At 31.4% G+C, this 20585-nt stretch carries 19 protein-coding genes; 8 read left to right on the top strand and 11 right to left on the bottom strand.

Going from position 1 to position 20585, the window contains the following annotated elements; translation table 11 throughout:
* The first annotated feature begins 44 nt into the window (after window positions 1-44).
* Window positions 45-1094, top strand: coding sequence for a glycosyltransferase (locus tag LY08_RS01960; protein ID WP_111658755.1), 1050 nt, complete (start codon window positions 45-47; stop codon window positions 1092-1094).
* Here the strand turns inward: LY08_RS01960 and LY08_RS01955 are convergent.
* Both LY08_RS01955 and LY08_RS01950 read right to left on the bottom strand, forming a co-directional pair.
* Window positions 1077-2114: a sensor histidine kinase gene (locus tag LY08_RS01955; RefSeq protein WP_245907534.1), complete on the bottom strand. Its 1038-nt coding sequence runs from the start codon at window positions 2112-2114 to the stop codon at window positions 1077-1079. The two genes, LY08_RS01960 and LY08_RS01955, sit on opposite strands and share 18 nt — an antisense overlap.
* A complete protein-coding gene (locus LY08_RS01950; RefSeq protein WP_111658754.1) occupies window positions 2115-2798 on the bottom strand; it encodes a response regulator transcription factor in 684 nt (227 codons plus the stop codon).
* Window positions 2799-3075: 277 nt separating this feature from the next.
* Here LY08_RS01950 and LY08_RS01945 point away from each other — a divergent pair, with 277 nt between their 5' ends.
* Both LY08_RS01945 and LY08_RS01940 read left to right on the top strand, forming a co-directional pair.
* Window positions 3076-5187, top strand: a complete 2112-nt coding sequence (locus LY08_RS01945) for a T9SS type A sorting domain-containing protein (RefSeq protein WP_111658753.1) — start codon at window positions 3076-3078, stop codon at window positions 5185-5187.
* Window positions 5188-5270: 83 nt separating this feature from the next.
* Complete coding sequence (locus LY08_RS01940) at window positions 5271-6251, top strand: LuxE/PaaK family acyltransferase (RefSeq protein ID WP_111658752.1); 981 nt, start codon at window positions 5271-5273, stop codon at window positions 6249-6251.
* Window positions 6252-6443: 192 nt separating this feature from the next.
* Here the strand turns inward: LY08_RS01940 and tyrS are convergent, their stop codons facing one another.
* Window positions 6444-7739: a tyrosine--tRNA ligase gene (tyrS, locus tag LY08_RS01935; RefSeq protein ID WP_111658751.1), complete on the bottom strand. Its 1296-nt coding sequence runs from the start codon at window positions 7737-7739 to the stop codon at window positions 6444-6446.
* Between the two features lie 88 nt (window positions 7740-7827).
* On the opposite strand from tyrS, the gene LY08_RS01930 reads away from it, so the two are divergent.
* Window positions 7828-8841 (top strand): NAD-dependent epimerase/dehydratase family protein, encoded by a 1014-nt coding sequence (locus tag LY08_RS01930; RefSeq protein ID WP_111658750.1) that lies wholly within the window; start codon window positions 7828-7830, stop codon window positions 8839-8841.
* Window positions 8842-8863: 22 nt separating this feature from the next.
* On the opposite strand, the gene LY08_RS01925 is transcribed toward LY08_RS01930, so the two are convergent.
* The 3 genes from LY08_RS01925 to LY08_RS01915 are packed head-to-tail and all read right to left on the bottom strand — an operon-like array spanning window position 8864 to window position 11359.
* Window positions 8864-9280 (bottom strand): DUF4296 domain-containing protein, encoded by a 417-nt coding sequence (locus tag LY08_RS01925; RefSeq protein ID WP_111658749.1) that lies wholly within the window; start codon window positions 9278-9280, stop codon window positions 8864-8866.
* Window positions 9281-9282: 2 nt separating this feature from the next.
* A complete protein-coding gene (locus tag LY08_RS01920) occupies window positions 9283-10629 on the bottom strand; it encodes a dihydroorotase (RefSeq protein WP_111658748.1) in 1347 nt (448 codons plus the stop codon).
* A gap of 7 nt (window positions 10630-10636) precedes the next feature.
* Window positions 10637-11359, bottom strand: a complete 723-nt coding sequence (locus LY08_RS01915; RefSeq protein WP_111658747.1) for a polyprenol monophosphomannose synthase — start codon at window positions 11357-11359, stop codon at window positions 10637-10639.
* A gap of 108 nt (window positions 11360-11467) precedes the next feature.
* Here LY08_RS01915 and LY08_RS01910 point away from each other — a divergent pair, with 108 nt between their 5' ends.
* Together LY08_RS01910 and LY08_RS01905 are read left to right on the top strand one after the other, a co-directional pair.
* The gene (locus LY08_RS01910; RefSeq protein ID WP_111658746.1) at window positions 11468-12112 is read left to right on the top strand and encodes a DUF4271 domain-containing protein; all 645 of its coding nucleotides are present in this window, start codon (window positions 11468-11470) and stop codon (window positions 12110-12112) included.
* A gap of 23 nt (window positions 12113-12135) precedes the next feature.
* Window positions 12136-12885 carry a uroporphyrinogen-III synthase gene (locus tag LY08_RS01905; RefSeq protein WP_111658745.1) on the top strand — a complete coding sequence of 250 codons (750 nt, stop codon included), beginning with the start codon at window positions 12136-12138 and terminating at the stop codon, window positions 12883-12885.
* An 80-nt stretch (window positions 12886-12965) separates the two neighbouring features.
* On the opposite strand, the gene pckA is transcribed toward LY08_RS01905, so the two are convergent.
* Complete coding sequence (gene pckA, locus LY08_RS01900; protein ID WP_111658744.1) at window positions 12966-14582, bottom strand: phosphoenolpyruvate carboxykinase (ATP); 1617 nt, start codon at window positions 14580-14582, stop codon at window positions 12966-12968.
* 63 nt (window positions 14583-14645) lie between these two features.
* A complete protein-coding gene (locus tag LY08_RS01895) occupies window positions 14646-15038 on the bottom strand; it encodes a DUF423 domain-containing protein (protein ID WP_111658743.1) in 393 nt (130 codons plus the stop codon).
* Between the two features lie 78 nt (window positions 15039-15116).
* On the opposite strand from LY08_RS01895, the gene LY08_RS01890 reads away from it, so the two are divergent.
* Both LY08_RS01890 and LY08_RS01885 read left to right on the top strand, forming a co-directional pair.
* Complete coding sequence (locus LY08_RS01890) at window positions 15117-16481, top strand: saccharopine dehydrogenase family protein (RefSeq protein ID WP_111658742.1); 1365 nt, start codon at window positions 15117-15119, stop codon at window positions 16479-16481.
* A gap of 74 nt (window positions 16482-16555) precedes the next feature.
* Complete coding sequence (locus LY08_RS01885) at window positions 16556-17026, top strand: Lrp/AsnC family transcriptional regulator (RefSeq protein WP_111658741.1); 471 nt, start codon at window positions 16556-16558, stop codon at window positions 17024-17026.
* A gap of 2 nt (window positions 17027-17028) precedes the next feature.
* Here LY08_RS01885 and LY08_RS01880 read toward each other — a convergent pair whose 3' ends face one another.
* The 3 genes from LY08_RS01880 to LY08_RS01870 form a co-directional block, all read right to left on the bottom strand.
* Window positions 17029-17460 (bottom strand): hypothetical protein, encoded by a 432-nt coding sequence (locus tag LY08_RS01880; RefSeq protein WP_111658740.1) that lies wholly within the window; start codon window positions 17458-17460, stop codon window positions 17029-17031.
* A gap of 23 nt (window positions 17461-17483) precedes the next feature.
* On the bottom strand, window positions 17484-17825 hold the full coding sequence (locus tag LY08_RS01875; RefSeq protein ID WP_111658739.1) for a hypothetical protein: 342 nt from the start codon (window positions 17823-17825) through the stop codon (window positions 17484-17486).
* A gap of 75 nt (window positions 17826-17900) precedes the next feature.
* Entirely contained in the window at window positions 17901-20504 is a 2604-nt protein-coding gene (locus LY08_RS01870) for a T9SS type A sorting domain-containing protein (RefSeq protein WP_111658738.1), read from the bottom strand.
* Window positions 20505-20585: the final 81 nt, after the last annotated feature.

The raw sequence follows: 20585 nt of genomic DNA, 5'->3' as shown, positions 1-20585 counted from the left end.
GCTATAATAGTTACCTTTGAAATTAGTTTGATGAAACTATTTAAATGAAAAAACGAATTCTTGTTGCACCTCTAAATTGGGGAATTGGTCATGCCACACGTTGTATTCCTATAATTAATGGATTACTTGATGAGGGTTTTAGCCCTATTATTGCTAGTGATGGCGAAGCTTTGCAATTATTGCAAAAAGAATTTAAAGATTTGATTTTTGTTGAATTACCTGGTTATAATATTAGGTATTCTAAAACTAAAAGTACTTTTAAATGGTTGCTGTTTTTACAACTTCTTAAAATTAGAAAAGCCATAAAAGCAGAGCATAAATTAATTAGAAAAATTGTTCATGACTATGCAATTGAAGGGATAATATCCGACAATAGGTTGGGTGTTTATAGTAGCAAAGTACCATCTGTTTTTATGACACATCAGCTAAATGTGTTAAGCGGTATGACTACAAAAATAAGCACTAAACTACATGATAATTATCTTAAAAAATTTGATGAATGTTGGGTTCCTGATTTTGATGGCGAACCCAATTTAAGCGGAAAACTGAGTCATAATTTTAAAAGCAAGGAATTAACTATAAAATATATAGGTGCAATAAGTAGGTTAAAAAAGACTAAAACTAAGCCAAAAAACAGGTTTATGGTATTGTTATCTGGTCCAGAACCGCAACGCACCATTTTAGAGGAAAAATTATTAGATATACTTAAAGTTTTACCAGGTTTGATAATATTTGTGAGAGGCAAAATTGAAGAAAAACAAGTAATTGAAAACCGACCACCTTTTGCAATTTATAATTTTATGGAAACTGAAGAATTGCAAAATTATATTAACAATAGTGACATTATTATATCTAGATCTGGCTACACTACAATAATGGATTTAGCTAAATTAGGAAAACAAGCCTTTTTTATACCCACTCCAGGACAATATGAACAAGAGTATTTAGCTGAATTTTTGGAAAAAAGTAAGATTGCACCATATTGCAATCAAGATGATTTTTCTTTAAGCCAATTAGATAAGTTGACTAACTATTCTGGATTTAAAACTTTTGAAAACGAGATAGACTTTAAGCAGTTATTCAGCCTTTTCTAGTGTAAAAGAGAATTCGCTACCAATATTATATTCACTTTCTACATAAATTTTTTCGTCGTGTGCTTCAATAATATGTTTTACAATAGCTAGTCCTAAACCAGAGCCACCTTCTTTACGCGATCCACTTTTATCGACTCTATAAAAACGCTCAAACAGTCTAGGTATGTGTTGTTTTTCTATTCCTTCTCCATTATCCGTTACACGCACAATAACCTTGTTTTTTATTAATCGTTCTATGCTAATCTCTGTGGTTCCTTTTTCTTGACCGTATTTAATAGAGTTTACTATTAAATTAGTTAATACTTGCTGTATACGCTCTTCATCGCCTTTTACCAATATTGGATTGTTATATTCCATATCAAAGGTTAGGGTAATTTTCTTTTTAGCTGCTTTCATTTCTAGCAACTCAAAAACACTTTGAATTAATTGTACAATATCAAAAGTTGTGATATCTAAACTTAAATCACCAACCTCAAGTTTGGTAATCATATCCAAATCTTTGACAATATAAATAAGTCGTTCCACGCCTTTATTGGCTCTGTTTAGATATTTTTCGGCTACATTTTTATCATCAATTGCACCATCAAGAAGGGTTTCAAGATAGCCTTGAACAGTAAATAAAGGAGTTTTAAGTTCATGCGAAATGTTACCCATAAACTCTTTACGATATTCTTCTCTAACTTTAAGTGTTTCTATTTCAAGTTTTTTGTTTTTGGCAAACTTGTCTATTTGTTTAGTAAGCGTAGCCATATCTGTAGTAATGCTGTCTTTTCTAAAGCTTACAGATTCTAACAGAGTTAAGTCTTTATAGATTTGATTAATACGTTTGTAAATAAATTTTTCTACTCGAAATTGGATAACTAAAAAAGAAAAAGAAAACGTTAATAAGGCAAAAATAAATACCGTTAAGGGAATTGCTTGGTTAGTTGCATACAAAAAAACACTCATTAAAAACGAAAGAATAATTGTGATTAAAAACGATGTTTTTAATGCAAATTTGTATGTTTTTTTAAGTTTCAATTAATCAACAAATTTATAACCAACACCTTTAACTGTTTTAAAAGCATGGTCTCCAATTTTTTCTCTAAGTTTTCTAATATGGACATCTATAGTTCGACCACCAACAACAACCTCGTTACCCCAAACACGATTTAAAATATCTTCTCTTTTAAAAACTTTTCCAGGTTTAGAGGCTAACAGATACAAGAGCTCGAATTCTTTTCTTGGCAAAATAATCTCTTGATTATCAAGTTCAATCTTATACTCTTCTCTATTAATAATTAAGTTTCCTATTTTAATTAGTGATTTATTACCTTCTATTGGTTTAAGTCTTCTTAAAAGCGCTTTAACTTTACTAACCAGCACTTTAGGTTTAATGGGCTTAGTAATATAATCGTCTGCACCAGCATCAAACCCAGCAACTTGAGAATAGTCTTCGCCTCTTGCAGTTAAAAATGTAATAAGCGTAGTGCTTAATTCTGGTAGTTTTCTAATAGCTTCACAAGCTTCAATACCATCCATTTCTGGCATCATAACATCCAAAATTATAAGCTGTGGCTTTTCCTTTTTAGCTTTTTTTACAGCTTCTAACCCGTTTTTTGCAGTAATGATTTGATATCCTTCATTAGATAAATTATAACTAACAATTTCTAAAATATCTGGTTCGTCATCAACTAGCAGAATCTTTATGTCTTTTTTATCCATAAGCTTTAAGCTTCTATTGTCTAAACATTTTGATAATGTAAAGATAAAATTATTAGTAAAACTTTTAATTTTTATGATATTAATAACAATAAGATAACATTTAATTAATGCTTATAACTATGTTACATTAAGAAATGCTTATTAAAAATATACTTGTCTTAATTTAAATTTTAAATCAATATTATTTTAATGTAAAGAAGTGTTATTGTTAACTTAAATATTGGCTAAAAGTAATTTTTCTGCGTATATTTATAACCTAATTTTATACTTTTTAATTATGAAAAAACTTTACTTTTTACTTTTAACAATTTTAATATCCTCTCTATCTTTTGGACAATCTACAGGAGACATTGCTTTTATAGGTTTTAATGCAGATGGAGACGACAATTTTGCGATAGTTGCACTAGCAGATATTCCAGCATCAACAACTATTTATTTTTCTGATGATGAGCTTAACGGATCTGGAGGGTTTGTAGACTCTAACGAGGGAAATATTCAGTGGGACATCACTACAACTATAGCAGCAGGTACCGTTGTTACTTTTACTGACACGGACTCTGATACTAACCCTAATTACGGTGCTTCAATTGGAACTTTAACTCAGGTTGGTGCAGGTACAGTCAATTTAGCTGCGGGTGGTGACGCTTTATTTGCGTATTTAGGCACAGATGAAAATAATCCTACTACTTTTTTAGCTGGAATTCAAAATGAAGCAAATAACTTTGGAGACTTAACAGGGTCAGGGTTAGTAGAAGGAACTACTTTTGTTACTTTTACAACAACTGGAAACCCTGATGGTGGCGCATATTCAGGTCCTAGAAATTCTGAAACTACTTTTGCAAACTATCTATCATTAATTGGTAATCCAGCAAATTGGACTATTCAAGTTTCTGATGGGCTACTTGTATTGCCATTTGACACAACTGCTTTTATAGAAGCAGCAACAGCTACACCAATAATTACAGTTAGTGGAGCAATTACTGGTTTAGATTATTTTGAAGGTAATGGACCTTCAGCTGAAGACACATTTACTGTATCAGGTACCAACCTAAATGCAGATATAGTGCTTAATACAGCTAGCCCAGATTTTGAAATTTCACTTACAACTGGCACAGGATTTACAAACTCAATAACTTTAACACAAACTGGAGGTAGCGTTGCTAGTACTACTATTTATACTAGATTAGCTGCTGGTTTAACAGCAAATTCTTATACAGAAGATATTACTGCTACATCAACAGGTGCTACAACTGAAACTGTTAATGTTTCAGGAACTGTATCACCAGCAACACCACAAATTACAGTTTTGGGTTCTTTAAATTCATTAGATTATCAATTTGGAAATGGTCCATCTGCAGAAGATTCATTTTTTGTTGAGGGCATGTTTTTGACTTCTGATATTACAGTAACTGCTCCAACAAACTTTGAGGTATCATTAACTTCAGGAGGTACTTTTTCTTCTTCAGTTACAGTTCCTCAAACTGGAGGAACTGCAAATAACACTGAGGTATTTGCTAGAATGGTTTCTGGTTTGTCTGAAAACACATATTCTGGTGATATATTGGTGTCTTCTACTGGTGTAACTACTGAAACTGTAGCAGCAACAGGTACTGTAACTCCAGCTGCTGTTTGCTCTAACATAGGTGATATAATTATAACTGAAGTTATGCAAAATCCAGCTGCTGCAGGTAATGACCCTAACGGAGAGTTTTTTGAATTGTATAATACAACAGGAACAGCGATTGATATTGCTGGTTGGATTATAAAAGATGAATCTTCTGCAACTGAAACACATACAGTATCTACTTCCGTTATAATACCTGCTAATGCATATATAATCATAGGTAATGGTGCAACTCCAAATGGTGGTCTTACATTAGATTATACTTATAATAATGATATATCATTAGGTAATGGTACTGACGGTTTAATTATTGAATGTAGTGGAACTATTATTGACCAAGTTATTTGGGATAATGGCGCAACTTTTCCAGACCCAACAGGTGCAAGTATGGAATTATCAGTTAATACATTAAATGCTACTGATAATGATAATGGTGCTAATTGGGCTACAGCGGTAACTCCTTATGGAAGTGGTGACTTAGGTACTCCTGGTGCTGTTAATAGTAATAATACGCTTTCTGTAGACACATTCAATCAATCAAACTTTAGCGTGTACCCTAACCCAACAAACACAGGGTTCGTTACTATCACAACGACTAGTTCTGATACTGTTAACGTAACTGTTTTTGATATTTTAGGAAAACAAGTTTTAAAAGAAACATTAAACAACAACACTTTAAATGTTTCTAATTTAAAGTCTGGTGTTTATATTTTAAATATTAAACAAAATGATGCAATGGTTACTAAAAAATTAGTGATTCAATAAGCATCAAACTTTATAGTTTTAAAAAGCGTTACTAATTAGTAACGCTTTTTTATTTTCAATACTTTTGTTTTTTTAATTCATAAATGTTTAAAACAGACGATATATTCTCAATTTCTTCTGAAGCCGAGTTTTTAGATTTGGCTTTAAAAGTCTTTCGTTTTCAGTTTGAAAACAATAGGGTTTACCGATCCTTTTGTGATTTGCTATACGTTAATCCTAGTGATGTTAAACATGTAAATGAAATCCCCTTTTTACCTATTCAGTTTTTTAAAACGCATCAAGTATTAAGTTCTCAAAACAATATTGAGACCACGTTTACAAGTAGCGGAACAACTGGTCAAATAACCAGTAAACACCATGTTACTGAGTTAAAAATATATGAAACTAGTTTTAAAAAAGGGTTTAACCATTTTTATGGAAATATCCAAGATTACACTGTTTTAGCTCTATTGCCTAACTATTTAGAGCGTGAAGGATCGTCGTTAGTTTATATGGTTAATCAATTAATTAAAGAGTCTAACAAACCAGAAAGTGGTTTCTATTTAAATAATTTAGATGAATTAACAGAAACGCTAATTCAGCTAAATAAAAAAAATGAAAAAGTTTTGCTAATTGGAGTGACTTTTGCGCTTTTAGACTTAATTGAATCCCACACTTTTAATCTTAATAATATCATCATTATGGAAACTGGTGGTATGAAAGGAAGACGTAAAGAATTAATTAGAGAAGAGCTTCATAAACTACTAAAACAAGGGTTTGGTGTTAACACTATACATAGCGAATATGGTATGACAGAATTATTAAGTCAAGCCTATTCTAAAGGACATGGTGTGTTTAAATGCCCACCTTGGATGACTATTCTAACCAGAGATACCGAAGATGCACTTACCGTGTTTAATACGCCAAAAACAGGAGGCGTTAATGTTATTGACTTAGCCAACGTTAACTCTTGTTCTTTTATAGCAACACAAGACTTAGGACGCCTATTACCAAATAATCAATTTGAAATTATTGGGCGGTTTGACAATAGCGACATTAGAGGTTGTAACCTGATGGTTTTATAATTATTTAAACTAATTTTTTTTAGTAAGGTTATAATAAAATACACGACAGATAGTTGAAGACAATATTTAAGTAATATTATTTATTGTAGTGAAAAAGAAAAATTAGTTTTAGTTGGTTAACTAATTTTCTTAAAAAAAATGCCTGCTTATAACAAGCAGGCATTTATATTTTTAAAACTTACATAGTAGTTCTTAAACAACTTTTATTATGTACGTGTTTTTCTTTCCTCTATTAATAACAATGTATTTGTCATTAATTAAATCGTCTGTAGTAATATTGTAGTCTTCCTTTACTTTGTCTTTATTAACAGATACAGAGTTTTCTTTTAAAGCACGACGTGCTTCACCATTACTTGCTAAAAAATTAGTTTCGGCAGATAGTGCAGCTATCATATCTAAGCCAGATTCAATTTTATCTTTAGAGATTTCTGCTTGTGGCACGCCTTCAAAAACATCTAAAAATAAGTTTTCGTTTAGCTGCTTGATATCATTTTTAAAGTCTTTACTAAACAAGATCCCAGATGCTTTTTCTGCATTTTCTAATTCTTCTTTAGAGTGAACCATTGCTGTAATTTCTTCAGCAAGGCGTTTTTGTAATCCTCTTACATGTGGTTGAGCTTTATGCTCTTCAATAATTTCATTTATAGTATTTTGATCTAAAAATGTAAAGATTTTGATATATTTTTCTGCATCTTCATCGCTACTATTTAGCCAATATTGGTAAAACTTATATGGTGATGTTCTGTTTGCATCTAACCACACGTTTCCACCCTCGCTTTTACCAAATTTTGACCCATCACTTTTAGTAATTAATGGACAAGTAATAGCATATCCTTTTCCTTGGTCTATACGTCTAATTAACTCGGTTCCTGTGGTGATATTTCCCCATTGGTCACTTCCTCCCATTTGAAGTGTGCAACCTATGTTTTTATATAAATGTAAAAAATCATATCCTTGAACCAGCTGGTAGGTAAACTCGGTAAAGCTCATTCCGTCTGACGAATCTGAAGAAATTCTGTTTTTAACAGAATCTTTAGCCATCATGTAATTTACGGTAATGTGCTTACCTACATCTCTAATAAATTCTAAAAATGAAAACTCTTTCATCCAGTCATAGTTATTAACTAAAACTGCTGCATTTTTTGCATCACTTGTAAAATCTAAAAAGTGAGATAATTGCTTTTTTATAGCTTCTTGGTTGTGTCTAAGTGTATCTTCATTTAATAAATTACGCTCGCTAGATTTTCCTGAAGGATCACCTATCATACCTGTTGCTCCACCAACCAATGCTACGGGTTTGTGTCCACAACGTTGGTAATGTGCTAATAACATAATTGGCACTAAATTACCAATATGTAAAGAGTCTGCTGTTGGGTCAAAACCAACATAGGCACTTCTCATTTGTTCTAAAAGATGTTCTTCGGTTCCTGGCATTTCAGTATGTAACATACCTCTCCAACGCAATTCTTCAACAAAATTATTTGCCATCATTATTTTTTAAATTTTAATACAAGCGCAAAGATAAAAATCGTGTTATAAACTGCACACAATATCTAATATTTATTACCTTAGGGTTATGATTTTAGTTACAGGAGGTACAGGATTAGTTGGTGCACATTTATTATTTCATTTATTAAATGAAAACCAACCCATACGTGCTATTTACAGAAATAAAAAAAAGTTTGATACCGTTAAACGTATTTTTAGTTATTATTCAGATTCTGCAGACCAATTATTTAACGCTATAGATTGGGTTGAAGCAGATTTAAATAATATACCCAAACTTACTGAAGCCTTTAACGGAATTACACAGGTGTATCATTGTGCTGCGTTTGTGTCTTTTGAGCCTGATAAATTTGAATTACTTAGAAAAACTAATATAGAAGGTACTGCTAATATTGTTAATTTATGTTTGTCTGAACAAGTACAAAAACTGTGTTATGTTAGTAGTATTGCAGCAATTGGCACACCAACTATTGAGACAGATATAATTACCGAAGAAACCGATTGGAATCCCGAATTTGATAATAGTGTTTATGCAATTACAAAGTATGGCGCAGAATTAGAAGTTTGGCGTGGTACACAAGAAGGGTTAGATGCTGTTATTGTTAATCCAGGAATTATTATTGGTCCAGGTATTTGGAATTATGGAAGTGGATCTTTAATTACAATGGTACACAAAGGAATGCGCTATTACACAACCGGAACAACTGGTTATGTAGATGTATTTGATGTTGTAAATGTTATGATACAGTTAATGAACAGCGATATAAAAAACGAACGATTTATACTTGTTTCTAACAACCTAACTTTTAAGGATTTTATTTACAAAACTGCATTACATTTAGGGGTAAATCCACCTAAAAAAGAAGCTAGTCCGTTTTTGCTAGCTATAGCTTGGCGTTTGGATTGGTTAAAGCATAAATTAACAGGAAAACGTCGAGTCATGTCTAAGCAAAATGCAAAATCTACTGTTTCAAAAACCACGTTTAGTAATCAAAAAATTATATCTACTTTAGGCTTTAAGTTTAAAGATGTGGACTCTAGTATAAAGCAAACTACAACTTATTTTAAATCGGATTTTAATTAACTTTTGCTGAGTCTGAAGTTGTTTAATTGTCTAGATTTAAAGGTTTTCTTTCTTTTTTAAGTAACTTTTGCTTGTCTTCTGTTATCTTTTTTTGTTCTTCAACGTAGATAGCTTTTAACTTCTCTAAACTATCTTTAACCTTGGTATAGATATCTGTGTAAGTTTCAATATCATAAGCATAGTAGTTATTACTATTGGCAAATTGCAAACTGTCTATATTATGTTTTTTATACACAAAACTATCGGGAACAATCCCTCTGTTTTCTAACTCGCGTTTATTTATTCCTTTAGCTGAAGACATTAAAGTAAACTCTACCAACACGTCTACCATTTTATCTTCGCTTAATAAATTATCTGGTTTGCTTGGTTTATCAATACCATAGCAAGAGACAACTAAAAAAGCTAAAAACAGATATAATGGTGAGAATGATTTAAACATAACTATCTATTAAAAGTTAAGCGTTTGGCAAAATTTGTCTCATAAAACTTAAAGTTTTTATAGGCTAATCCACCATTTACAAAAGTATGAGTAATTCTGGATTTAAAGGTAGTCCCTTCAAATGGCGACCAACCACATTTGTATAAAATATTGTCTTTGTTAACCGTCCAAGGATTATTTAAATCTATAAATACTAAATCTGCATAATATCCTTCTTTAATGTAACCTCGTTTTTCTACTTCAAACAAGATCGCAGGATTATGGCAAAATTTTTCTACTATTTTTTCTAAAGAAATATCGCCTTCATGATACATTTCTAATAAAGCTGGTAAAGCATGTTGTACTAACGGTCCACCAGAAGGTGCATTGACGTAATTATTTGATTTTTCCTGAATTGTATGAGGTGCATGATCTGTAGCAATAACGTCTATTTTATCATCCAATAATGCTTTTAAAAGCTGGCTTCTATCTTTTTCTGTTTTAACAGCTGGATTCCACTTGATTAAGGTTCCTTTTTCTTCATAATCTTTATCGCAAAACCACAAGTGATGGATGCATACCTCTGCAGTAATTTTTTTATCTTTTAAAGGAATACTATTATCAAATAACGCTGTTTCTTTTCCTGTTGAAAGATGAAACACATGTAAACGTGCACCTGTTTTTTTAGCTAATTCTATAGCTTTAGAAGACGAAATATAACACGCGTCTTCACTTCTAATTATTGGATGAAAATGAACAGGTATGTCATCTCCATAGCGTTCTTTGTAGATGTCTAGATTTGCTTTTATAGTAGCTTCATCTTCACAATGTACAGAAATTAATAAGTCTGTACTTTTAAAAATTTTTTCTAAAACTTCTGGATTATCTACTAACATGTTTCCGGTAGAAGACCCTAAAAACAATTTTAAACCAGCAACTTCTTTTTTATCAACCTTTAAAATTTCTTCTAAATTATCGTTAGTACCACCAAACATAAACGAATAGTTTGCCCAAGAATTTTTTGAAGCGATGTCAAACTTTTCGTTTAATTTTTCAATAGTTGTTGTTTGCGGATTGGTATTAGGCATTTCTATAAAAGACGTAATACCACCTGCTATTGCTGCTCTAGATTCTGTTTCTATATTTGCTTTGTGCGTTAAACCTGGTTGTCTAAAGTGAACTTGGTCGTCTATTGCACCAGGAATAACATATTTACCTTCTGCATCAAAAACATTAACGTCTGCCGATTTTGGGCTGATTGACTCGGCAATTTTTGTAATAAATTCGCCTTCTATTAATATATCACCATTAAAAATAGTTCCTTCGTTAACGATTTTTGCATTTTTAATTAGTGTGATTTTTGGTTGCATAAATGTGTTATTTTTTAAATAAACTTTTAAACTTCATGGTTATTACTCCAAAAATAGCTTCAGAAATAATACTAGAACTAAGCTTAGATTCTCCTTTAGTTCTATCAGTAAAAATTACAGGTACTTCAACTATTTTAAACTTTTTAAGATAGGCTTTAAATTTCATTTCAATTTGAAACGCATATCCTACAAACTTTATTTGGTCTAAATTTAATTGCTCTAGCACTTGTCTTTTGTAACAAACAAATCCAGCAGTAGCATCTTTTATTTTCATTCCTGTAATTAATCTTACATAAATGGATGCTCCGTAAGATAAAATAACCCTTCCTAGAGGCCAATTTACAACATTTACACCTTTAACGTAACGCGACCCTATTGCAACATCTGCACCTTCTGTTTTACAAGCTTCATAAAGACGTTCTAAATCTTTAGGGTTATGAGAAAAATCGGCATCCATCTCAAAAATATACTGGTAATCTTTGTTTAAACACCATTTAAACCCATGGATATAAGCGGTACCAAGTCCAGATTTTTCTTTTCTAACTTCTAAAAACAATTGGTTAGAAAACTCTTTTTGTAAATCTTTAACTTTATGTGCTGTTAAATCTGGAGAGTTGTCATCTACTACTAAAACATCAAACGCTTTTGGAAGTGTAAAAACTGCTCTTAAAATCGCTTCTATATTTTCAATTTCGTTGTATGTTGGTATAATAACAACAGCGTCCTGCATGAATACGTATTAAAGTTTAGGCAAATGTACATTTTTATAAAATTACTTAATTATAAAAATTACTTAATTATTAATCGATTTACAGTTAAAAAATAATAATTTTAGACCATGCTAAGAGACTTGTATAATGTAGATATTTTAACCCTAATTATAATGGGATGTTTGCTATTAATTGCAGTTTCTAAAACATCATTCCCAAAACGATTTGACCAATTTACGTTATTGCTATTTAATTCTAGGTACTCTAATCTGTATATTAAAGACCAACGCTTTTTTGATATTTTTGAAGGCTTACTTTTTTTTAACTTACTTTTAAATATTGGGCTTTTAGTATATTCTTATTTAACTTTTCACTATTTAGATTCCATATCTCAATTAGACATTTTTAAGTACGCTATTTTAATTGGGTTATTTATTGTTTTAAAAGTATTGTTTGAAAGATTATTATCAAGCGTATTAGACATAGAAGCTATAATAGACAAATATTTATTCCAAAAAATAAGCTTCAGAAATTTTATTGGATTGCTCTTACTACCTATAAATGCTGTTTTAATTTACACGTTCAAACCAGACCAAACTGTCTTTTATATTGTATTTAGTGTCATACTTTTAATACTGTTTTTTGGGTTATTTTTATTTGTAAAAAACAATCTTAATACCTTTAAAAAGAGCTTGTTTTATTTTATTTTGTATCTTTGCGCACTTGAAATTGCACCTTACGTTGTATTATATAAAATTATAGTAACAAAATAGGTCTAAATTAAATGTAGCAACATATGAAAGTGAAAACCATTTTAGTCTCGCAACCAGAACCTAAAATAGAAAATTCGCCTTATTTTGATCTTTCAGAAAAGCAGAAGGTAAAAATTGATTTTAGACCTTTTATTCATGTAGAAGGTGTGCCTTCTAAAGAAATTAGACAGCAAAAAGTTGATTTAAACAATTACACTGCCATTATTTTAACCAGTAGAAATGCTGTAGATCATTTTTTTAGAGTAGCAGAAGAAATGCGCTTTAAAGTACCAGACTCTATGAAGTATTTTTGCCAATCTGAAGCTGTTGCTTTTTACTTACAAAAATATGTTGTGTACAGAAAGCGTAAAATTTATGTTGGTAAACGTAATTTTGCAGACTTATCGCCTTTAATTAAAAAGTATAAAGACGAAAAATTTTTACTACCAACTACAGACAAGCTAAAACCAGAAGTTCCGGAAACGCTAGATGCTTTAAACATAAACTGGAAACAAGCTATTTTTTACAGAACAGTAATTAGTGATTTATCAGATTTAGAAAACGTAACTTATGACATCTTGGTCTTTTTTAGCCCAAGTGGTATAGAGTCTTTATTTCATAATTTCCCAGAGTTTAAACAAAACAATACAAGAATAGCAGTTTTTGGAAATACAACCATAAAAGCAGTAGAAGAAAAAGGATTACGTGTAGATATTGCTGCACCAACCCCTGAAACACCTTCTATGACTATGGCACTTCAAAAATATATAGATAAAGTTAATAAAGGAAAATAATCATCCCTTTAACTAATCATGCAAAAAGCGCCATTTGAATATTTCAAATGGCGCTTTTTTTAATTAACACTGGTTGATTATTATTCTGCGTAGCGTTGTGGTCCACCACGTCTTATTTCTTCGCTAGCATAAGACTCAAATTTTTCAAAATTCTGTCTAAAAGCATTAGCTAATTTAAATGCTGTTTTATAATATGCTTCATCATTATTCCAGGTTGCTCTAGGACTTAATACTTGAGTTGGCACTCCTGGACAAGATCTAGGTTGTGCTACTCCAAATACTGAATGAATATGATAATCGTTATAATTATACAATCCTAAGTCGCCATTTAATACTGCACTAATCATAGCTCTGGTGTACTTAAGTTTTATTCTGCTTCCTACACCATATGAACCTCCTGTCCATCCTGTATTAATTAACCATACATTAACGTTAGCCTCTTTCATTTTTTTACTTAACATCTCAGCATATTTTGTTGGATGTAGAGGCATAAAAGGTGCACCAAAACACGCTGAAAAACTAGGCACAGGCTCTGTAATACCAGCTTCTGTACCTGCAACTTTAGCAGTATATCCAGATATAAAATGGTATGCTGCTTGTGCTGGTGTTAATTTAGAGATTGGAGGTAACACTCCAAATGCATCTGCTGTTAAGAAAAAGATGTTTTTAGGATTTTTACCAATTGATGGTACCTGTATGTTTTCTATATGATGGATTGGATAGCTAACACGCGTATTTTGTGTAATGGATGTGTTTTCAAAATCAACCTCACCAGCATCGTTCATGATAACATTTTCAAGGATAGCTCCTTTTTTGATGGCACCATAAATTTCTGGTTCTTGTTCTGGAGACAGGTTAATGACTTTAGCATAACAACCACCTTCAAAATTAAACACTGTATTTTCTGCGGTCCAACCATGCTCATCATCTCCAATTAAACTTCTATCTGGATCTGTAGACAATGTTGTTTTTCCGGTTCCGGATAAACCAAAGAAAATAGCTGTATCTCCATCTTTACCAACATTTGCACTACAATGCATAGGCAATGTGTTTTTAAATACTGGTAGGATAAAATTAAGAGCAGAAAAAATTCCTTTTTTAATTTCGCCTGTATAACCTGTTCCACCTATTAAAGCAATTTTTCTGGTAAAATCTAAAATGGCAAAATTATGTTGGCGTGTACCATCTATTTCTGGGTCTGCCATAAAGCTTGGAGCATTTACTACTGTCCATTCTGGAGAAAAATTGTTTAATTCTTCTTCTGTAGGGCGTAAAAACATATTATAAGCAAACATATTGCTCCATGGATATTCGTTAATAACACGAATATTTAATTTATAATTGTCATCTGCACAAGCAAAACAATCTCTAACAAATACTTCTTTGTTGGACAAATACGCTGTGACTTTATCGTATAATTTTTGAAACTTATCAGCATCAAAAGGAATATTGATATTTCCCCACCATACTTTATCTTCAGTAATAGCATCTTTAACAATAAAACGATCCATAGGAGAACGTCCTGTAAACTCACCAGTATTAACAGCTAAGGCGCCAGAAGACGCTTCTTTACCTAAATCTTTTTGGAGGGTTAAATCGTGTAATTCGTCTGGAGATAATTGGTATTTAACTTGGGCATTTTTGATTCCGTATTGCTCTAACGCAATCGTTTTCGTAAATTGGGTATGGTCTACCATAATTTGTTTATGTTGTTTAAGGTGCAAAGTTAAAATTTATAAAAGATAATCACTAAACAAAACTTAATTATTCTGTTTCAGTTTGATAAAATTTAACACTAAAATAGCCCAACCTGCTATTAATAGGGTCCCTCCAATTGGAGTAATAAATCCTATTATTTTAAAATTGAATGAGGTTAATGTATTTGTAGCTAATAGATATATAGATCCAGAGAAAAGTATAACACCAAATAATATTAAATAGTAGAACATACGTTTAGTTTTAAATTGAAGAATTGTTTGATTAGCTACAAACAAAAGTAGCAACGCATGATACATTTGGTAACGCACTCCTGTTTCAAAGGATTGAATAGCCTCGATAGAAATTAATTTTTTTAATCCATGAGCACCAAATGCACCTAAAACAACACTTAATAATCCTAAAACACTTCCTAAAATCAATAATTTTTTGTTCATATAAATAACACCTTTTGGTTTTTATCCCAACTAAAATTTTTTACATTCGTAAACCAAAAATACTCAACAAATCTCATTATGCGAAAGATTTTAGTCATAGGTTCTGGAAAATCAACTTCTTATTTAATTAAATACCTATTAGATAAATCGGCTTCAGAAAACTTACACATTACTGTTGGAGATTTAAATGTTGAAAGCGCGGAAAAAATGGTAAGTTACCATGCCAATGCTTCAGCAATTACTTTAGATGTGTTTGATAAAACCTCTAGAGAAAATGCAGTTAAAAATGCAGATATCGTTGTGTCTATGTTACCTGCGCGATTTCATATAGAAGTGGCTAAAGACTGTATTACTTACAATAAAAATATGGTTACAGCATCTTATGTTAGTCAAGACATGCAAGATCTTGATGAACAAGCCAAATCTAAAGGTTTGGTTTTTATGAACGAGATAGGTGTAGATCCAGGCATTGACCATATGAGTGCTATGCAAGTTATTGATCAAATTCGTGATAAAGGTGGAAAAATTATTCTGTTTGAGTCTTTTACAGGAGGTCTAATAGCTCCAGAAAGTGATACAAATTTATGGAATTACAAGTTTACTTGGAATCCTAGAAACGTAGTTACTGCTGGACAAGGTGGTGCTGCAAAATTTCTTCAGGAAAACACTTATAAATACATTCCATACAACCGTTTGTTTAGACGTACAGAATTTTTAGACGTTGAAGGCTTTGGACGTTTTGAAGCTTATGCCAATCGGGATTCTTTAAAATACCAAAGTGTTTACGGACTAGATAACATTAGAACGTTATATAGAGGAACCATGCGTCGTGTAGGGTTTTCTCGTGCTTGGCAAGTTTTTGTTGCTTTAGGTATGACAGATGATAGTTACACAATTGATGATAGCGAAAATATGAGCTATCGTGATTTTGTAAATGCTTTTTTACCGTATAGTCCAACAGATTCTGTCGAGCTAAAATTTAGACACGCTTTAAAAATAGATCAAGATGATATTATTTGGGACAAATTTGTAGAACTTGATATTTTTAGTAAAACTAAAATGGTTGAATTAAAAAAAGCAACTCCTGCACAAATTCTTCAAAAAATATTAATGGACAGTTGGACCTTAGATCCAGAGGATAAAGATATGATAGTGATGTATCATAAATTTGGATATGAATTGGATGGAAAAAAACATCAAATAGACGCCACAATGGTCACTTTAGGCGAAGATCAAACTTATACAGCTATGGCTAAAACCGTAGGTTTACCAGTTGCTATTGCGACATTAGCAATACTAAATGGAAAGATAAAAACACCTGGAGTACAAATACCAATTACTAAAGAAGTATACACACCTATTTTAAAAGAACTAGAAGATTATGGTATTGTTTTTAAAGAAAAAGAAGTCCCATATTTAGGCTACAATCCTTTAAATGTTTGAATAGATACTACACAAGTGCTTTCAGTTTAGAATAGATTGTTTATTTTTATGTTTCAATTTGAAATATATACCTTTTGAAAACATCAAATAATACAATTATAATAGATGGTATCGATAAAAAGATACTTCGTGCTTTAATGCAAGATGCACGTACACCTGTTTTAGAAATAGCAAGACAGGTTGGCATTTCTGGAGCAGCTATCCACCAACGTTTACGTAAACTTGAAAAATCTAAATTAATATCAGGTTCTAAATTTGTAATAAACCCAAAAGTTTTAGGTTACACTACTATGGCTTTTGTAGGTATTTATTTAGATAAAGCTATTAGTAATCCTGAAGCTGTTAAGCAACTTAAAAAAATACCTGAAGTTTTAGAGTGCCATTATACTACAGGAAACTGGAGTATTTTAATTAAAATTTTATGCAAAGATAATGCGCACTTAATGCATTTATTAAATAGCGAAATACAATCTATAGAAGGGGTTTCGCGTACCGAAACTTTTATATCTTTAGATCAACAAATAGAACGACAGATTAAAATTTAAACTTAATTTGAGTAAAATAATATAGTATTACTTTTTTTTCTATAGCCTTTTATAACAGATAAATCCCTCTGTTTCTCTGCTTTTTGTTTAATCACAAATCGTTTATTATTATAATTGTAATGCAAATAAACAGCTTCAATTGTTTTTGGTGTTTTATTATTTTCAATAAAAAAATTAATAAAATACTCCCCTTTTTTGATTATCTCATCAGTTGCTAGCAACTCTCCTGACCTAGAATTTGATAACTCAAATTTTTTACAAAAACTTGTTTCTGTGCCTAAACTAACTGCTTCTAAAATAATAAGCTTGTGTATCTTAATTAAAATTGAATAACTGTATCCAAATACAATGTTATTTTCTTCATTTACAACTTTTTGTTGATAGGCATCAAAAATTTTAACGGTTTCGCATTTATTAAATAAGCAACAAAGCATTTTTCTTATTTTTAATTAGTTTGTTATTTAAGCTGTATAACACTAAAACTATCTATTACTTTTGATATTTTTTTATTATTATCTCCTTCATTATAAAATAAAGTAACAGTGTCAACATCTTTTGTGTTATCATATAAATTTTCAGGTTTACATGAAATTATGTAGTAGCCTTTAGGATAAACAAATCTATTATCACTTTGCATTTTAGTATCTAAATTGGTGACCGAAAACTGTTTAATTATAGAATTATTTATAACTAAAGATTTAAAAGTAGTTTCTTGAGATATTCTAATTTTAATCTCATATTTAAAAAAAGGAGCTCCAGTTGGAGCTCCTGGCATTACTTTAAACTTATTTACTGTCATGATGTTACATTTACACGCCACAATCAGAATTAAAAGGGTTGACAACAGAATAAGTTTTTTAAGTAACATTTGTATTTATTTAATAATAAATTTCTTGTTGATGGTTTTTCCGTTTGCATTAAGTTTTATAATATAAACTCCACTTGCAGAATTTTTAAGATCAACTTTATTAGATAACTTGTTAAAAATCCCTTTAGCAATTTGCCCTCCTACAATATTATAAATTACATAATCTGCCTGTTTTATACTAGATGATAAATTAACATGCAACTCATTATTAATTACAGGATTTGGGAAAATCTTTATTTCATTGTCATTTAAAGTTAACTCATCCACACCAAGTGTGTTGTTTTCTATATTAATTTCCCACATACCTCTACCATAAGTACCTATATACATTTTGTTATTTATGTAATTTATTTTCATATCCTTTACTAAAACATTTGGTAAATTAGCACCTAATTTAGTCCAAGAAGTTACTGTTGGTGATCTATAATACACACCTAATTCTGTAGCAACAAATAAATATTCTCCTGTTTGATTTTGTTTAAAAAGTACTTTTTTCATTAATATATTAGGCATTCCAGTAGAATAATTAGTCCAAGTTACTCCTCCATCTGTAGATTTAAATACTTTATTACCATCAACATATCCTTTAGCAGTACAATATATTGTAGAAGGACTAGCAGCATTAATAGAAAAAGAATTTACACCAGTCACACCAGTTGGTAAGTTAATATCTGTCCATGAAGCACCACTATTTGTAGAGTATTTAAGACCTCCTGTTTCACCAATAACCGCAAGATTAGGTCCTTGATTATCAAAATGTTCAACTTTTCCAACACCCGAATTTAAATTTTCTGTCCATGGTGTAGTTGACCCATCATTAGTGCTAATTGTTGTTGATCTATATAAGTCATCAAATCCACCATAAGCAATTGTTGGATCTGTTGTATCTAAACTTAATGGCCATTCAAATGCTGCATCATTGGGTTTTGGTAAACTTACACCGTTTAAATTTCCCGTATATCCAGTTGCTTCAGTAGAACGTGTTAAGGCACCTGTTGTACCACCTAAATATCTTATTGCTGGATTAGAGTAATCTATTGCAGAACACACACCATCTCCAGCTGCGACACTTACCCATTGTCCTCCTTCTTTACTAAACCCATCGTTATCTTGATTGGCCATCATAAAATTATCATTTGTACCTGAAGAAGGGTCAATAGAAATGGTATAACTTTGTGTTACAATCACTCCACTTGATTTATATTCTATTACTGGATTGGTAATAGAACCTGCACCATCCATCGTAATAAAGCTTAATCCGCCATCATTAACGTTCCAAAACGATAAGCCTGCATCTAAATAACCTGCTTGATGATGGTCAGAATGCATATATTCTCCTGGAGAACCGACATCCCAATAACCATTTAAAGATTGGTACCATGTATTACCACCATCAGTAGATGTATTTCCGTTTACAGATCCTTCAATAAATAAATTTCCTTTTTTTATCAATACCATATTATAACCTTGTTGTGCATTATAATCTGCAGGAATAGTCCCAATATCTGTTGCTGTTGCTGGTGAAACGGTAAGATTTAATTGTTTAAGTTGACCTGTTCCTGTTTGAATATAAAATACGCCTGTGTCATCTACAGTAATTGCGATTTTTCCACTTCCTGTTGGGTCTATTAAATTAGCCCATGTTTCTCCACTGTCTGTAGAATAAGACAACCCGTCATAAGAATCGCAAACAACTACATTAGTCCCAAAGGACGCCATTCGACCAAATCCTCTGTCTGTTTGACCCGGAAATTTTTCAGTCCAAGTAGCTCCTCCATCTGTTGTTTTTTGTATACCATCTGTTGTAGCAACTAAAACTGTATTGGCATCATACACTACTAAATGCCCTGTTAGTTTACCATTGTTTAAACTGTAATTTAAGCCAGTCATTGTCCAAGTCTCTCCCATATCTGTTGACTTAAAAACACCAATTGAGTTTAAAGTTTCTCCATTATCCCAGTCTCCAGTTGACGCATATAATACACCAGGTGTTCCTACAACACTAGAAGATCCTTTAATATCAGTAATACCAATACCTGCATAAGTGTCAAATTTTGGTGACCAAGTCGCTCCATTATCTGTTGATTTCCAGATACCTCCAGTTGGTGCGCCAACTAACAACACGTTATTTGCTGCGTTTCCAGCATCAACATAACGCCAAAACGCATTTAGTCTTCCTAATTGTGGTGGATTTGAATAACCATTTGGTGATGGGTTAGTTTGTGGTCCAATATTAATCCATGTTTGTGTAGAATTTAAATCTTGAGCTGCTCTAGAATTAGCATTTGAATCAAAATCTAAAAGTCCAGCATTGCGCCAACCTTCTATTGCAGAAGGAAATGCTCCATTGGCATCTACACGGTCTTTCCAGAAAGATGCCCAGCGCTCAAAATGTTTATAGGCTTTATTTTCATTTCTAGTTAGAGTTCTGTTTGTTCTTAAGCTCTGAAACTCTGCTCTTTTTTGAGCAACTATTTCATAATAATTACTATTATTTTTTAAAGCTGCTTTTTTATAATCAAAATCTGTTTTCTGCGCTTGAGCAAAAAATGATATTAATACAATAGCGCAAATTGTAAGAATAGTTTTTAAAGTAGTTTTAGATTTCATAATTAAAATGTTTTATTTTTTTTATGAAACAAATATCTTGAAGACTAGGCTATTACTGGAAAAAACCACTACGCAGTAACT

The sequence above is a fragment of the Olleya aquimaris genome, assembly GCF_003259525.1.
Classification (GTDB): domain Bacteria; phylum Bacteroidota; class Bacteroidia; order Flavobacteriales; family Flavobacteriaceae; genus Olleya; species Olleya aquimaris.
Note: the sequence above shows the minus strand (reverse complement) of the source record. Positions and strands in the feature narration are given on the sequence as shown.

Bases quoted from the DNA above. Each gene is read 5' to 3' on its own strand.
- LY08_RS01960 (WP_111658755.1), top strand. From the start codon at position 45: ATGAAAAAACGAATTCTTGTTGCACCTCTAAATTGGGGAATTGGTCAT.
- LY08_RS01950 (WP_111658754.1), bottom strand. From the start codon at position 2,798: ATGGATAAAAAAGACATAAAGATTCTGCTAGTTGATGACGAACCAGAT.
- LY08_RS01945 (WP_111658753.1), top strand. From the start codon at position 3,076: ATGAAAAAACTTTACTTTTTACTTTTAACAATTTTAATATCCTCTCTA.
- LY08_RS01940 (WP_111658752.1), top strand. From the start codon at position 5,271: ATGTTTAAAACAGACGATATATTCTCAATTTCTTCTGAAGCCGAGTTT.
- tyrS (WP_111658751.1), bottom strand. From the start codon at position 7,739: ATGGCAAATAATTTTGTTGAAGAATTGCGTTGGAGAGGTATGTTACAT.
- LY08_RS01930 (WP_111658750.1), top strand. From the start codon at position 7,828: ATGATTTTAGTTACAGGAGGTACAGGATTAGTTGGTGCACATTTATTA.
- LY08_RS01925 (WP_111658749.1), bottom strand. From the start codon at position 9,280: ATGTTTAAATCATTCTCACCATTATATCTGTTTTTAGCTTTTTTAGTT.
- LY08_RS01920 (WP_111658748.1), bottom strand. From the start codon at position 10,629: ATGCAACCAAAAATCACACTAATTAAAAATGCAAAAATCGTTAACGAA.
- LY08_RS01915 (WP_111658747.1), bottom strand. From the start codon at position 11,359: ATGCAGGACGCTGTTGTTATTATACCAACATACAACGAAATTGAAAAT.
- LY08_RS01910 (WP_111658746.1), top strand. From the start codon at position 11,468: ATGCTAAGAGACTTGTATAATGTAGATATTTTAACCCTAATTATAATG.
- LY08_RS01905 (WP_111658745.1), top strand. From the start codon at position 12,136: ATGAAAGTGAAAACCATTTTAGTCTCGCAACCAGAACCTAAAATAGAA.
- pckA (WP_111658744.1), bottom strand. From the start codon at position 14,582: ATGGTAGACCATACCCAATTTACGAAAACGATTGCGTTAGAGCAATAC.
- LY08_RS01895 (WP_111658743.1), bottom strand. From the start codon at position 15,038: ATGAACAAAAAATTATTGATTTTAGGAAGTGTTTTAGGATTATTAAGT.
- LY08_RS01890 (WP_111658742.1), top strand. From the start codon at position 15,117: ATGCGAAAGATTTTAGTCATAGGTTCTGGAAAATCAACTTCTTATTTA.
- LY08_RS01880 (WP_111658740.1), bottom strand. From the start codon at position 17,460: ATGCTTTGTTGCTTATTTAATAAATGCGAAACCGTTAAAATTTTTGAT.
- LY08_RS01875 (WP_111658739.1), bottom strand. From the start codon at position 17,825: ATGACAGTAAATAAGTTTAAAGTAATGCCAGGAGCTCCAACTGGAGCT.
- LY08_RS01870 (WP_111658738.1), bottom strand. From the start codon at position 20,504: ATGAAATCTAAAACTACTTTAAAAACTATTCTTACAATTTGCGCTATT.